The sequence below is a fragment of the Pseudoduganella sp. LjRoot289 genome (genome assembly GCF_964252925.1).
In the GTDB taxonomy this organism is placed as follows: domain Bacteria; phylum Pseudomonadota; class Gammaproteobacteria; order Burkholderiales; family Burkholderiaceae_D; genus Rugamonas.
Map to the genome: position 1 here is coordinate 429133 of NZ_CAXUPN020000001.1, position 15915 is coordinate 445047.

5 protein-coding genes are annotated in these 15915 nt (G+C 67.2%); all 5 read left to right on the plus strand.

The annotated features are described in order from the left end of the window. The first annotated feature begins 19 nt into the window (after positions 1-19). The 5 genes from ACSQ8Y_RS01885 to ACSQ8Y_RS01905 all read left to right on the plus strand — a co-directional run bounded on the left by ACSQ8Y_RS01885 (position 20) and on the right by ACSQ8Y_RS01905 (position 15914). Positions 20-7651 (plus strand): YDG domain-containing protein, encoded by a 7632-nt coding sequence (locus ACSQ8Y_RS01885; protein WP_436264778.1) that lies wholly within the window; start codon positions 20-22, stop codon positions 7649-7651. Positions 7652-7682: 31 nt separating this feature from the next. Further along, the gene (locus tag ACSQ8Y_RS01890; protein WP_436264779.1) at positions 7683-8414 is read left to right on the plus strand and encodes a FecR family protein; all 732 of its coding nucleotides are present in this window, start codon (positions 7683-7685) and stop codon (positions 8412-8414) included. 224 nt (positions 8415-8638) lie between these two features. Continuing rightward, positions 8639-10216: a ShlB/FhaC/HecB family hemolysin secretion/activation protein gene (locus tag ACSQ8Y_RS01895; protein ID WP_436264780.1), complete on the plus strand. Its 1578-nt coding sequence runs from the start codon at positions 8639-8641 to the stop codon at positions 10214-10216. Positions 10217-10222: 6 nt separating this feature from the next. Then, positions 10223-15097 carry a beta strand repeat-containing protein gene (locus ACSQ8Y_RS01900; protein WP_436264781.1) on the plus strand — a complete coding sequence of 1625 codons (4875 nt, stop codon included), beginning with the start codon at positions 10223-10225 and terminating at the stop codon, positions 15095-15097. Beyond that, complete coding sequence (locus ACSQ8Y_RS01905) at positions 15066-15914, plus strand: FecR family protein (protein ID WP_436264782.1); 849 nt, start codon at positions 15066-15068, stop codon at positions 15912-15914. Before ACSQ8Y_RS01900 ends, ACSQ8Y_RS01905 begins: the two co-directional genes overlap by 32 nt. Position 15915 lies beyond the last annotated feature (1 nt).

Sequence of the window (15915 nt, forward strand, 5' to 3'; positions counted from 1 at the left end):
GCTAGAAAGGGTATTCACGATGATGTCAGATCCAGTCCGTCACGGCCTGCGGCTCAAGCTGCTCGCCGTTCTCGTCGCTGCTTGCTACGGTTCCGCGCAAGCCAATCCGGGCGGCCCGCAAGTGGTCGCCGGCCAGGCCAGCTTCCTCCAGCAAGGCAACCTGTACTCCATCACGAATACCCCCAACGCCATCATCAACTGGCAGAATTTTTCGATCAATCCGAACGAGATCACGCGCTTCATCCAGCAAAGCGGCGACAGCAAGGTGCTGAACCGCATCGTCGGCCAGGATCCGAGCAAGATCCTCGGCTCCTTGCAGTCGAACGGCAAGGTCTACCTGATCAACCCGAACGGCGTGCTGTTCGGCAAGGACGCGCGGGTCGACGTGAACGGCCTGGTGGCCTCCAGCCTGGCCATCAGCAATGCCGATTTCCTGGCCGGCCGGAACCACTTCGCCGGCGAGGGCGCGGGCAAGGTCGTCAACCAGGGCAGCATCACCACGCCGGACGGCGGCCAGGTCTACCTGATCGCCTCCAGCGTCGAGAACAGCGGCGTCATCACCTCGCCGCAGGGCGAGGTGGTGCTCGCTGCCGGCAAGAGCGTGCAGCTGGTCGACAGCGCCAACCCGGACGTGCACGTGGTGGTGTCGGCGCCGGCAGACCAGGCCCTGAACCTGGGGCAGGTGCTGGCCGCCGGCGGCAAGGTCGGCATCTATGGCGCACTGGTGAACCAGCGCGGGCGCGTCAGCGCGGACAGCGCGGCGCTGGGCGCCAACGGCAAGATCGTGTTGAAGGCCAGCGGCACCACGCTGCTGGAGGCGGGCAGCCGCACCAGCGCCGTCAACGCGGCAGGCAAGGGCGGCGAGATCCAGCTGCTGGGAGACCGGGTCGGCTTGACCGACGACGCGGCGGTGGACGCCAGCGGCGCTGCCGGCGGCGGCACGGTGCTGATCGGCGGCGACTACCAGGGGAAGAACGCGGCGGTGCCGCACGCCCGGCAGACCTATATCGGCGAGCATGCCACGGTGCGCGCGGACGCCACGCAGCAGGGCGACGGCGGCAAGGTGGTGGCCTGGAGCGACGGCGCCACGCGCGTCTTCGGCAGCCTGTCGGCACGCGGCGGCGCACAGGGCGGCGACGGCGGCATGCTGGAAACGTCAGGCAAATACCTGGACATGCAGGGCCGGGCGGATACCCGCGCGCCCAAGGGCAAGACCGGTTCGCTGCTGCTCGACCCAACCGACATCTTTATCGCCGACAGTGTCGAAAATGCGGCCGGCATGCTGGGCACGAACATCCGGGCAGCGGCTGCCGATGGCGAAGGCAAGAGCATCTTCCAGGAGGCCGACGAATGGCACGATTCGCTGGTGCTGGCCAGCACGCTGAACACTGCCCTGGAATCGACCGATGTTACTATTTCCACGGTCAATGCCAAAGGGCTCAACAGCACCAGCGGTTTCATCAAAGTGGTCGATCCCGTTACTTGGAGCTCGTCCCAAAGCCTGACCTTGCGCGCCGACACCGACATCTTCCTGAACGCGCCCATCACCGGCCTCGCCGGCGCATTGAACCTGAACGCGGTGGGCGGCCTGATCGCGCAGAGCAGCACCCAGGCCAATGCTTTGCAGGTGGCCAGCCTGAGCGCCATGGCGGCCGGCAACATCACGCTGGAAAATGCTGGCAACCTCATCATCGGCACCGCAACCATGGTCACCAGCGGCGGCAACGCCCTGCTGACGGCTTACAACGTCAACCTCGGCGCCAGCAGCGCCAGCGGCAGCGGCAAGACGCTGACGGCCACCGCCACCGACGGCGACCTCACGGTCAGCGGCGCCGTGAGCAGCAGCGGCGACCTGTCGCTGTTCGCTACCAAGGCCGACGCCGGCATTACCGTCGACACTGGCGCCAGCGTCCGTTCGAGCGCGGGCAATGTCGCGCTGCAGTCCGACCGCATGGCACTGAACGGTGCGCTGGGCACGACCACGCAGCACGGCATCAGCCTTGCGCCCATCAGCACCGGCACCAACATCTCCATCGGCGGCAGCGCGGCCGACGCCACCAGTGTGCTGGGCCTGAGCGCGGACGAGCTGGCCAATGTGCAATTGCCCGCCAACGGCTGGCTGAGCATAGGCGTCGGCAGCGGCGCCAACACCTTGACTGTCGCAGGCGACCTGAACCTGACGACAGGGCAGAACAGCGGCAGCCTGCTGTTGCAAACGTACACCGGGGCCCTGAATATCGCCAGCGGCGCGGACCTGGCGGCGACCGGCGTGATCAGCTTGCAGACTTCGCCCAGCGGCAGCAATAAAATCACCAACAGCGGCACGGTGACCTCTGCTTCGGGCATCAACCTGTTCAGCGGCAGGATGGCGTTGGCCGGCGGCACGCTGACGGCGCCGTCGGTGAGCCTGGAGTCCAGCAATCCGATCAATCTGGGTGCCAGCACGGCCGTCGACAATACGCTGACGCTGAGCGCGGCCGACCTAGCCAGCGTGACGCCGACAGGCGCGCTGTACGTGTCGGTCAACAGCAGCAATGTCGTCACCGGCGACATCGTTGTCAGCGCGCCGCTGTCGTACGCCGGCAACCTGACGCTGAGCGCGCAAAACGATCTCACCGTCAATACGAATTCGGCTGTCACGACGGGTAACCTGGCGCTGAACGCGAAGCGTAACATCGGCCTGCAATCGTCCATAACTACGGGCGGCCTGGCGCTCTATACGCCTGGCTCAGCGAATACGCCCGGCATCATCACGGCCACCGGCGCGGTGGCCGTGAGCGGCACATTTGAACTGCTCGACGGCAAGTGGACGCAAAGTAGCGGCACTTTGCCGGCCTTCAGCGCAAGCGACTTCCGGCTCAGCGGCGGCAGCTTCCTGCGGGTGCTGGGCGGCACTGGCGGCGACGAGGCTTATACGATTGCGGACGTGTACGGCTTGCAGGGCATCGCCACGCAAAGCCTCGGCCTGCGCTATGTGCTAGGCGAGAGTATCGACGCCAGCGGCACCAGCGCCTGGAACAGCGGCGCGGGCTTCGTGCCTATCGGTAGCAGCGGCAATATGTTCAGCGGTGAATTCAACGGCGACGGCCAGACCATCACCGGCCTGACCGTCAACCGCCCCACCAGCAACGGCGTCGGCCTGTTCGGCTACGTCAATAACGGCACCATCCAGGAATTGACCCTGAGCGGTGGTTCGATGCGGGGCCAGAACTATGTCGGCAGCGTCGCGGGCAATGTGCTGAGCGGCCGCATCCAGGACGCCTACAGCAGTGCGAGCGTGAGCGGCATCAACGCAACCGGAGGGTTGGCTGGCTATAACGGCGGCTATATCACTGGCTCGAGCGCCAGCGGTGCGGTGACAGGCCTTGCGGCAACCATCCAGAGCGAGACAGCGGCTGGCGTCGGCGGACTGGTGGGCAGCAATACGGGCGTTATCGATACGTCCAGCGCCACCGGCAATGTCAGCAGCGCGGGCGTCGGCTACGTGGGCGGCCTGGTTGGCATCAACGCCAACAATGGCGACGGTGGCAGCATCGCCGAATCCTATGCGAGCGGCAATGTCACTGCCAGCGGTACCGTCGCGGGCGGCCTGGTGGGCAAGAACCTGGGCGGGGCCATCAGCGTGTCCTACGCCAGCGGCAACGTGGCGGCCGGCTCCGTCGCGGGCGGCCTGGTCGGGTACAACTACAGCAACGGCAGCTACACCGCCAGTCTGAGCAAGGTCTACGCCAAGGGCAATGTGGCGGTCAGCAGCGACTACGCGGGCGGCCTGGTGGGCCAGAACGACGCCACCGTCAGCAATGCCTACAGCGCCGGCAGCGTCGGCAGTGCCGAATCCGGCAGCCATGTGCACGGCCTGATCGGCGCCAACACCGGCACGCTGAGCAACGGTTATTTCGATTCCACGCTGGCGGGCGTGGGCGTGACTGCCGGCACCGGCGGCGGCACCGGTTTGACCAGCGCGCAGATGATGCAGCAAGCCAGCTTCGCCAACTTCAATTTCAGCGACGGCGAAGTGGCAGCGACGTGGCGCATCTATGAAGGCTATACCACGCCACTGTTGAAAAGCATGCTGGCACCGCTGACGGTGACGGTCACCGGCAGCGGCGTCACCAAGGTGTACGACCGCGCCAGCGCCACGTTTGCAGGTTCCGGCGCTTATACAGGCTTCACGGGCGGCGACACAGCCGTGAGCGGCACGCTGGGCTGGAATGGCGCCAGGGATGTCGGCAGCTACAGCATAGGCGGCCTGTATTCCACGAAATACGACATCAGCTACCATATCGCGGAGGGCAGCAACCCGGTGCTGGCGATTACACCGGCGCAGTTGACCGCGCAGCTTAGTGGCAGCAAAGTCTACAACCGCGACACCTCGTTTAATACCGCCACCGTGGCGCTGACCGGCGTTCTGGATGGCGACACCGTCACCGGCTCCGCCGAGGCGAAGTTCCAGGACTGGAACGCCGGCACCAACAAAACGCTGACCGACATTGCGGTGACGCTGGACGGGGCGAACAAGGCCAATTACCAGCTCAGCTCTTCGTCCGGCACCGCGACCATCACGCCAGCGCTGCTGACGGTCACCGGCATTACCGGCGTGGACCGCAGCTACAATGGCATGACCGACGCCACCGTCACCGGCACGCCCGTCTTCGCGGCGATTGCAGGCGACACGGTGACCGCCTCCGTGGCAGGCAACTACAATTTCATCGACAAGGAGGTGGGTGTCGGCAAGTCCATCACCGCGCCACTGACGCTGGGTGGGGACCACGCGGGCAACTACCAGGCGCTCGTGACCGCCACCGGCACCATCACGAAAGCGCCGCTCGCCATCAGCGGCTTGACCGGCGTCAGCCGCGTCTACAACGCCACCACGGCAGCCACGGTGACCGGCGGCACCTTGAGCGGCACCTTCAGCGGCGACACGGTCCAGGTGTCCTCGGTGCACGCCTACTTTACCGGTGACCAAGGTAAGAACGTGGGCAGCAATAAGACTATCGGCTTCACCGGCACGGACCTGACCGGCACCGGCAGCAGCAATTATGAAGTGACCAGCTATCCCGGCAATGTGACCGCCAGTGTCACCCCGGCCGCGCTGACCGCAAGCGGGCTCAGCGCGAACAGCCGCGTCTACAACGGTTCCACCTCGGCTACGCTGAACGTCACCGAGGGCGGGCAGCTGTCCGGTGTGCTCTTGCAGGACAGCGTGTCGCTGAATACCTCGAACTATACGGCCGCCTTCGCCGACCGCAACGTCGGCACAGGCAAGGCCGTGACCGTGTCCGGCCTGACGCTGGCCGGCACCGACGCCGGCAACTACACCTTCACGGCGCCGTCCCTCAGTGCCAACATCACGCAACTGGGCAAGGCCACCTGGACCGGCAGCGCCGGTAACAACCTGTGGAGCGATTCGGGTAACTGGTCCGGCGGAGCGGTGCCGGTCGCCAGCAATGTGCTGGCCGCCGAGCTGGGTATGTACGGTGGCGAGGTGATCTATGACGCCGGGAGCACCACGCTGAGTTCGCTGACCGGCATCCACTTCCAGCCACTGACGGTAACAATCAGCGGCGGCACCCTGGCGGTGGGCACGATCAACACGAGCATGAGCATGGGGCTGACGGTCGCTGGCGGCGCGCTGACGCTGGGCGCGGTCGAGGGCGCTTCCTCGTCGCTGACGGGCGGTGCGCTGACCGTCAGCAGCGGCAGCCTGGCCCTGAACAGCGCGTTGACTACGGGCGCCTATGCGCAAAGCGGCGGTGCGCTGAGCGGCGCCGGCTCGCTGAATGCCACCGGCGTGAGCCTGAGCGGCGGTACGCTGTCCGGGCTGGCCTCGGTCACCACCAGCAGCTTCAACCAGAGCGGCGGCGCCATCAGCGGCCTGTCCGCGCTGACCATCAATTCGGCCTACGCATACAGCGGCGGCACGGTTGTCGTGCCGGGCAGCGTGAGCATCCATCACAACAGCGGCAACCTGACGGTCGGGCCGATCACCGCGCTGGAAGGTATTTCGCTGAACGTCTCCGAAGGCGCCGGCATCGCCCAGAGCGGCGCGCTGAATACCAACCATCTGATGGTGTCGTCGCAAAACGGCGTCGCGTTGGACAACAGCGCCAACCATGTGCTCCATTTCAGCGGCACCAACTACGGCAGCGGCGGCATCAGCCTGCACAACACGCTGAGCGGCAGCGATGAACTGGGCGTCGGTCCCTTGAGCACCAGCGGCGGCAGCATCGCCATCGACAACGTGGGCGGCATCTACACCGAAGGCACGCTGTCGGCGGCCCTCGGTGCAGTATCGCTGACGGCGCACAGCCCTATCACCATCAGCAATACGGTGCAGGGCAACAGCGTCAGCCTGTCGGCCAGTACCGGCATCACGCTAAGCAGCAGTTCCAGTATCCAGGCCGTGAACGATATTTCCATGACCGCCGGCACCGGGATCCAGCTGGCCGGCACGCTGCAAAGCACGAGCGGCGGCATCAGCTTGCTGGCGCAGACCGGCAGCATCAGCGCCGACAGCAATATGACGATTAGTGGCGCCGGTGCGATCACGCTGAGCGCGACCCTGGGCTCGATTTCGGCGCCGGAGGGTATTTTCCAGGGCGGGTCGGTGCCTGTCCTGAACGACGGCGCTGCGGCTGCGGCGGCGAAAGCGGCCGCCGACGCCGCAGCGGCGAAGGCAGCGGCGGACGCCGCGGCCAAGGCCGCGGCCGAAGCGGCAGAGAAGGCTGCAGCCGATGCCGCCGCCAAGGCAGTGGCGGACGCAGCGGCCAAGGCGGCGGCCGACGCGGCGGCAAAAGCGGCTGCGGATGCAGCAGCCGATGCGGCCGCCAAAGCCGCGGCCGACGCCGCAGCCAAGGCGGCGGCCGATGCGGCAGCCAAGGCAGCGGCGGACGCGGTGGCGAAAGCGGCAGCCGACGCTGCGGCGGAAGCGGCAGTCAAGGCGGCGGCCGAGGCAGCGGCCAAGGCGGCGCAGGATGCCTTGGCCAAAGCGGCGGCGGACGCGGCGGCGAAAGCGGCAGCCGATGCGGCGGCGGAGGCGGCAGCCAAGGCGGCGGCCGACGCGGCAGCCAAGGCGGCGGCTGAAGCTGCAGCCAAGGCGGCCGAGGCGGCGGCCGAGGCGGCGGTCAAGGCGGCACAGGATGCCGCAGCCAAAGCGGCATCCGATGCTGCTGCGAAGGCCGCGGCAGCCGAAGCGGCAGCCAAGGCGGCACAGGAGGCAGCCCAGGCCGCAGCGGACGCGGCGGCCAAGGCTGCCCATGATGAGGCGACGGCCAAGGCGGCAGCCGAAGCGGCGGCCAAGGCGGCGCGGGACGCGGCGGCGAAAGCGGCGGCCGATGTGGCAGCCAAGGCGGCGACGGACGCGGCGGCCAAGGCGGCTGCCGACGCCAGCCAGGGCCAGTCGAAGGAGCCCGTCGGCCAGGCGCTGAACGCGACGGTCAACATCATCAACACCACCGCCACCACTGCCACCACCTCGTCCACCAAAGAGGTCGTCAGCATGCCTAAGCTGCTGGTCAACTCCACGCCTGGCGAAAAGGAAGAGTCCAAGGCCACGGAAGTTGCGAAAGAGGAGAAAAAGGATGGCATCGCCAGCACTCAGCCCGAGCTTAAAAAGGTCGAGCCAGTCAAAAAGATGTATTGCAACTAAGGTCGGCCCGGTCGCGGCGTCCTGGCTGGTCTTGCTGCTGGCGGGCCCTGCTGCGGGCGCGCTGGCCGGCCCGGTAGCGGGCACGGTGGTGCAGCTGAGCGGACCGCTGCTGGCGCAAAAGCCGGACGGCACGCTCAAACCGCTGGCGCTGCGCTCCGAAGTGGAAAGCGGCGACACCCTGCAAACGCAGGCCGGCGCCTACGCGCTGCTGCGCTTTATCGACAGTAGCGAAATCACCATGAAGCCGTCCACCACGCTGGCGGTGGAGCAGTTCGCCTTCAGCCGCGGCAGGCAGGACGGCGACAGTGCCAGCTTCCAGTTGCTGAAAGGCGGGTTGCGCTCGGTGACGGGCTTGCTCGGCCAGCGCAGCAAGGAAAAGTTTTTCATCAAAACGCCCAGCGCCACCATAGGCATACGCGGCACCACCTTCATCATCGAATACGTCGACGGCGCATCGGGCGCGCCGGCGTCGGCGGCAGCTGTGGCAACTGCGGCCGACGCGGTATCCCGCGCCGCGCCGCTGATACCGCCGGCGCCGGTACCGGCCGGGGGGCTGCCGCCGGGGCTGCACGTCTATGTCAGCGAGGGCGGCATTTCCGTGACCAACCAGGCCGGCCAGGGCCAGTACGACCCGGGGCAGTTCGGCTACATCAAGGACGCCACCACCAAGCCTGTCAAAATGACCAGCAACCCCGGCATGCAGTTCAGCCCGCCCGCGTCCTTCGCGCCGCCACCGCCCGCGCCGTCTGCGGACTTCTATTAAAACTATGGAATATTAGTTTCGTTTGAGCACTTTTTATGCAATTCGTGCTAGCATTTCACATTCCGCGCACTGTATGTGTCATCCCGGATGCTTAAATTTCCAGATTTTGCCGGGGAATGCGAGATTCGGTTTGGTCCTGGGTAATAATTGCATGTGCGCAGCACGCGCCGCTCCGGAATGGCCGGCCGGCCGCCCGCAGCGCCAGAATAACTCCAAGAGCCGATATGACATTGAAACTAGTGCGCATTCTTGCAGGCACCGTGCTTGCCGTTGCTGTCAACGCCGCCTGGGCCGCCGAGCCCGATAGCGCGATCCGTTTTGAAATCAGCCGCTTCGAGGTCAAGGGCAACACCTTGTTGCCGGCCGACGAGGTGGCGCGCCTGGTGGCCCGCTATACGGGCCAGCGGCGCGACTTCGGCGACGTGCAGCAGGCCCTGGAGGCGCTGGAAGCTGCCTACCACGCGCGCGGCTACAATGTGGTGACGGTGGAACTGCCCGAACAGGAGCTGGACCGCGGCGTGGTGCGCCTGAACGTGGTGGAAACGAAGATCGGCCGCATCAAGGTCAAGAACAACCGGCATTTCGACGAAGCCAATATCCGGCGCAGCCTGCCCGCGCTGCGGGAAGGCCAGACGCCCAATTTGACGCAAGTGTCCGGCAACTTACGGCTGGCCAATGAAAGCCCGGCAAAAAAAGTCAGCCTGAAGCTGCAGAGCAGCGACACCGACGGCGAAGTCGACGCCGGCCTGGAAGTGACGGACGAGAATCCATGGAAGGCCATGCTCAACGCCGACAACACCGGCACCGGGCAGACCGGCAAGACCCACCTGGGCTTTGTGCTGCAGCACGCCAATCTGTGGGGCCGCGACCATGTCGCCAGCCTGCAGTACACCACCACCGCCGAGCAACCGGGACGCGTGAAAGTGTACGGCGTTGGCTACCACGTGCCACTGTACGAACTGGGCGGCTCGCTGGACTTCTTCGGCAGCTATTCGAACGTGGATTCGGGTACGGTGTCGGCCGGCATCTTCGACCTGGCCGTCAGCGGCAAAGGTGCGGTGTACGGCGTCCGCTACACGCACGGCCTGCCCAAGCGCGGCAACTACGAATCGCGCCTGGTGTACGGTGTCGACCACAAGGCCTTCAAGAACACGGTGCTGCTGCTGGGCCAGAACCTGGGCAACGACGTCACCGTCCATCCGCTGAGCGTGAACTACGTCGCCAACTGGAGCGGCGAGGGCAATGAGCTGGGCGGCTCGGTCACCCTGCTGCACAACGTGGCGGGCGGCTCGCGCGGCAGCCAGGAAGACTTTACCAACGCCCGCAAGGGTGCCAAGGCCGGCTACAGCGCGCTGCGCCTGTCTGGCAGCTTCAGCCGCGTGCTGCCGCAGGAGTGGCAAGTGCGCGCCATTGCCAACGGCCAGTACTCGGCCGACGCCCTGATCCCGGGCGAGCAGTTCGGCGCCGGCGGCGCCAGTTCGGTGCGCGGCTTCGCCGAACGCGAAATTTCCAACGACAGCGGCCTGGGCGCCAACCTCGAGTTGTACACCCCCAACCTGTGCACGGCCGCGCTGGTCCAGTGCCGCGTGCTGGGCTTCTACGACAGCGCCTACATCAAGCGCAACCATGCGCTGGCCGGTGAATTGAGCAGCACCAGCATCGCCAGCGCCGGCCTCGGCCTGCGCGTGCTGATGTCCACCTATGCCAACCTGCAGCTCGACTACGGCCATGTCGTCAAAGCGGGCGCGACCGGGCGCGGCGGCGCCAACCGGCTGCATGTGCGCCTGGGCCTGTCCTATTGATCGAAGATGATGATTGAACAATTCCCCATCCACCACAAGCTGAAGCGCAAATTCCTGGCGGCGCTGGTAGCCGCCTGCTATGGCGCGGCGGCGCACGCCAACCCCTTGGCTGCGCAAGTGGTGGCGGGGCAGGCCACGTTCAGTCTGCAGGGCAATGTATTTTCGGTGACGAACACGCCGAACGCCATCATCAACTGGCAAAGCTTTTCGATCAGTCCGAACGAGATCACGCGCTTCATCCAGCAAAGCGGCGACAGCAAGGTGCTGAACCGCATCGTCGGCCAGGATCCGAGCAAGATCCTCGGCTCCTTGCAGTCGAACGGCAAGGTCTACCTGATCAACCCGAACGGCGTGCTGTTCGGCAAGGACGCGCGGGTCGACGTGAACGGCCTGGTGGCCTCCAGCCTGGCCATCAGCAATGCCGATTTCCTGGCCGGCAGGAATCACTACGCCGGCGAGGGGGCGGGCAAGGTCGTCAACCAGGGCAGCATCACCACGCCGGACGGCGGCCAGGTCTACCTGATCGCCTCCAGCGTCGAGAACAGTGGCGTCATCACCTCCCCGCAGGGCGAGGTGGTGCTGGCCGCCGGCAAGAGCGTGCAGCTGGTCGACAGCGCCAGCCCGGACGTGCACGTGGTGGTGTCGGCGCCGGCCGACCAGGCCCTGAACCTGGGGCGGGTGCTGGCCGCCGGCGGCAAGGTCGGCATCTACGGCGCGCTGGTGAACCAGCGCGGGCGCGTCAGCGCGGACAGCGCGGCGCTGGGCGCCAACGGCAAGATCGTATTGAAATCCAGCGGCACCACGCTGCTGGAGGCGGGCAGCCTGACCAGCGCGAACAACAGTGCGGGGCAGGGCGGCGAGATCCAGTTGCTGGGCGAGCGCGTCGGCCTGACCGGCGACGCGCGCGTGCAGGCCGACGGTGCTGCCGGCGGCGGCAGCGTGCTGGTCGGCGGCGATTACCAGGGCAAGGGCGATGGCAAATCGGCGTTGCTGCCGCAAGCGCAGCAAAGCTTCGTCGGCGCGGAAGCCGTCATCTCGGCCGACGCCACCGCGCTTGGCGACGGCGGCAAGATCATCGTCTGGGGCGACCGGTCGGCGCGCATGCATGGCGCGCTGTCGGCGCGCGGCGGCGCGCAGGGCGGCGACGGCGGCCTGGTGGAAACCTCGGGCCACTTCCTCGACGTGGCCGGCGCGCGCGTCGACACCTTCGCCCGTTCAGGGCGGGGCGCCACCGGTCTCTGGCTGCTGGACCCGGACTACATCGAAGTGAGCAGCGGCGGCATCGCCACGCTGACGCAGGTGGCCGATTTCGACAGCGGCAGCGGCGTCAGCACCATCGCCGCGTCCACCATCAACGGCGCCACCAGCAATGTGCTGCTGCAGGCGAACCAGGACATCAGCTTCAACCAGGCGGTCAGCATAGCGGCCGCCAACGTGGGCCTGACGGCGCAGGCGCGCGGCAATATCAGCGTCAACGCGGCGCTGAGCACCAACCACGGCGACGTCACGCTGCAGGCCAACCTGGGCGCGACCGACAGCGCCACCGCAGCCGGCAGCGGCACGGTGACGCTGGCCGCGGCCGTGTCGACCAACGGCGGCAAGCTGGCGCTGAGCGGCGCGGCCGTCACGCTGAACGCGGCCGCCAACGTCGGCCTGGGCGACGCGGAACTGCGCGTGAACAAGGCCGGCGGCAGCGTGACCATAGGCAGCGCGGGCAGCCTGACGGGCAGCTCCGACGACAGCGCGTCGCCGCTGTTCGCCTTCGTCGCGGACGACGTGACGCTGTCCGGCGCCGTCAACGGCGGCGGCAGGGAGCAGGGCACCTCGGTGTCCTTCACGCCGTTCACGGCCGGACGCGGCATTGCGGTCTCCGCCAGCAAGGTCGAAGGCAAGCTCACGCTGAGCCCGGCCGAGCTGGGCCGCGTCTCCGCGCTGAACGTCAACATCGGCAGCAGCGCCAGCGGCGGCGTGACCGTGGACGGTGCGCTGAACCTGGCCGACGTGCGCAACGTTTTCATCGAAAGCGCGGGCGAGATCGCCATCAACAAGAACGTGCAGGCCAACAGCAGCGACGGCACCGTGTACGTCGGAACTTACGACAGCAGCGGCGGCATCGTGTTCGGTGCCCAAGGCGGGCTGGCCGCGCACAACGTGCTGCTGCGCTCCGATAATATGGACCTGGGCAGCAAGGCCGGCGCCATCAGCGCCACCGGCACGGCCAGTCTCAGCCCCTACACGCCGTCGGCTGCGATCAAGCTGGGCAAAGACGCCAGCGGCGGCAGCGGCACGCTGGTGCTGACGGCGGATGAACTGCGCGTGGTGAGCGCGCCCACGCTGAACATCGGCGACGGCGACGGCTACACGGGCACGCTCAGCGTGGCCGGCGCGCTCGATCTGAGCAGTGGCGGCGGCACGGCCGGCGGCAGCGTGCTGCAGCTGGGGGGCGGCAGCATCGACATCGGCGCCGGCGCGAGCGTCGTGGCGGCGGGCACCTTGCGCTTGACGGTCAACAACAGCGGCGGCGGCATCGCGCTGGGCGCGGGCGCCAGCGTGCAGGGCGGCAGCGTGAACTTTGTTGCCGACAGCATCGCGCTGGACAGCACGTCCAGCACCACCGCCAGCAGCAGTTCCGGCATGGTCAGCTTCGCACCGCTGACGGCTGCCAGCGTGCTGCTGGGCGCGAACGCCGACGGCGGCAGCGGCGTGCTGGGCCTGAGCGAAGCGGAACTGAAAACGGTGAACGCGCAGACCCTCTACATCGACAACGCGAATGACGGCGGCAGCGTCACTATCAACGCACTGGACATGGACAGCTGGGGCAGTGCCAACCGAACGCTGAGCGTGCATTCGGCGGGCGGCCTGACGGTGAACGGCGCCCTGTCCTCGGCCGGCACGCTGCTGCTGACGGCCGAAGACACTTTGCGCAACACCGCGCAAGTGGCGGCAGATACTGTGCGCCTGAACGCCGACGCCATCACGCTGGGGGCCGAAGTCAGCGCCGACAGCGTCGTGCTGGCGCCGGTGAGTGCGGGCTACGGCATCACGGTCGGCGCCAGCGCGTGCGCGTCCAGCGCGGCGTCCTGCCTGCTGCTGAACACACTGCGCTACGTCAATGCGCCATCGCTGACCATAGGCTCCTCGGACAGCACATCGGGCGCGGGTCTGATCACCGTCGCTGGCATCGCCAGCGCCGGCGACTACGTGCAGCGCCACGAGAACACCGCCAGCATTACCTTGCTGAGCAACGCGGGCATCGCGCAGACCGGCGCCATCGACGTGGCCAGCCTGGCCATCGTGTCGAACGGCGGCGTCGCCCTAGGCCAGCAGGCCAACCATGTACAGCGCCTGTCAGCGCAGGTGACTTCGGCGTCCGGCGGACTGGCCTTCAAGAGCGACCGCAGCCTGGCTGTGGCCGGCATCACGGTGCCGGGCACCGTGGCGCTGGACGTGTCGGGCGCCATCACGCAGGGTAGCGGCTTGATCCAGGCCGACCGCCTGGAACTGACCGCCACCGAAAACATCGGCACGTCGGCGGCTGCGTTGTCGACCATGGTGTCGCAGCTGAGCGCGGAAAGCACGGCCAGCGGCGGCAGCAGCTTGATCAACATCAGCAATGCCAACTACACCGCCAACCCGATCACCGCGCACGGCGGCAAGCTGACGGTGGATCTGCTGAGAGCCCGCACCGGCAATGCTGGCGCGGTCACGCTGAACAACACGGGCGCGCTGGTGGTGGACGGCGAAGTGGCCAGCCATAGCGGCAAGATCACGCTGGTGGCGCACAGCCCGTTGACCATCAACGGTGCGGTGCGCACCGAGACCGGCGACATCGAACTGACGGCCGGTTCCAGCGGGTCCAGCAACGACCAGCTGACCTTCGCCAGCAACGCCCAGGTCCGTTCGGCCAGCGGCAGCATCACGCTGGCTGCCGGCGCGGCCATTGTCGGCGCCACGGAGAGCACGGTCCAGGCCGCGCCTGGCAGGCTGACCACGCTGCCGAGCCAAAACACGCCGGTGGTCACGCCGCCAGTCGAGCCGCCGGTCGAACCGCCGGTCGAACCGCCGGTTGTGCTCCCGCCGGTGGTGACGCCGCCGGTCGAACCCCCTGTGGTGACCCCGCCCGTGGTGACGCCGCCGGTTGTCACGCCGCCGGTCGAGCCGCCTGTGGTTGTCCCGCCGGTTGTCACGCCGCCGGTGGTGACGCCGCCTGTCGAACCGCCTGTGGTTGTCCCGCCGGTTGTCACGCCGCCGGTGGTGACGCCGCCTGTCGAGCCGCCGGTCGTGACACCGCCTGTAGTGACGCCGCCGGTAGTGACGCCGCCTGTCGAACCGCCTGTCGTGGTGCCGCCTGTCGTGACGCCTCCGGTCGAGCCGCCTGTTGTGACCCCGCCCGTTGTTTCGCCGCCAGTGGTGACTCCGCCGGTAGTGACGCCACCGGTAGTGACGCCACCGGTAGTGACGCCACCGGTAATTACGCCGCCGATAGTCACGCCACCGGTCGAGCCGCCCGTGGTGGTTCCGCCTGTCGTGACGCCGCCGGTGGTGACGCCGCCCGGGTCCGGCATCTGCACCATTGCTCCTAATTCGGCCTTGTGCCAGGTGATCTCGCCGCCGACCGCGAGCGAACCGGTCAAGCCGGTGCAAAAGGCGGCCAACGAATTGATCGCCGCCATCGCCGTGACCAAGCACGCGGCGCTGAAAGAACCCGCCGCCGTCGACGGCGGCGCAACTGGTTCTTCCAGTTCTTCCACTGGCGGTCCGGCCGCCACCGCGTCCACGCCGGACGACAAGGCCGACGCGAAAGACGACACCAAAACCACCGCCTCATCCGACAAATCGGGAATCAAAAATGAACCTGTCAAAAAACTGTACTGTAACTAAAGCGTTGCTGCTGCTGGTCCTGTGGTGCAGTTGCACGCTGGCCCTGGCCGCGCAGGTGGCGGGCACCGTGGTGCAGCTGAGCGGGCCGCTGCTGGCGCGCAAGGCCAGCGGCGCGGTCAAGATCCTGTCGCTCAAGTCGGAGGTGGAAAGCGGCGACACCCTGGTGACCGAGAAGAACACCTACGCCATGGTGCGCTTCATCGACAACAGTGAAATGACGCTGAAACCGGCCACCACCATGACGGTCGATAACTTCGCCTTCGACAACGCCAAGCCGGACGGCGACAGCGCCAATTTCAGCCTGGTGAAAGGCGGCCTGCGCTCGGTCACCGGCCTGCTGGGCAAGCGCAACAAGGAAAAATTCGAGCTGAAGACGCCGGCCGCCACCATCGGCATCCGCGGCACCACCTTCATCGCCGAGTACCAGCCGCCGGAGGAAGAGCGTGCGCTGGCGGCGATGCAAGCCTGGCTCAACGCCAGCACCGCCGCGCTGGGCGACAGCGTGATGCCGATCGCGCCGCTGCAGCTGGCGCAGGTCACACTCCCGCCTCCGCCGTCATCGGGAACCCCGCGCTTGCCCGGATTGTACGTGCAGGTGCTCGACGGTCTGATTCACGTTACCAATCCGGGCGGCACAAGCAATTTCGCGGCTGGCCAGTTCGGCTATACAGCGAGCCCCAGCAAGCCCCCGGTGATCGTGCCAGTCAACCCGGGCATACGGTTCACGCCGCCGCCGGCCTTTAACCAGTCGGCGGCGCCGGCGGGTGCTGCGGGCGTGCCCGCCAAGTCCAACACCATCGAGTGCGAAGTGCGTTAAA

Coding starts and splice junctions, on each gene's coding strand:
- ACSQ8Y_RS01885 (WP_436264778.1), top strand. CDS start 20: ATGATGTCAGATCCAGTCCGTCACGGCCTGCGGCTCAAGCTGCTCGCC.
- ACSQ8Y_RS01895 (WP_436264780.1), top strand. CDS start 8,639: ATGACATTGAAACTAGTGCGCATTCTTGCAGGCACCGTGCTTGCCGTT.
- ACSQ8Y_RS01900 (WP_436264781.1), top strand. CDS start 10,223: ATGATGATTGAACAATTCCCCATCCACCACAAGCTGAAGCGCAAATTC.
- ACSQ8Y_RS01905 (WP_436264782.1), top strand. CDS start 15,066: ATGAACCTGTCAAAAAACTGTACTGTAACTAAAGCGTTGCTGCTGCTG.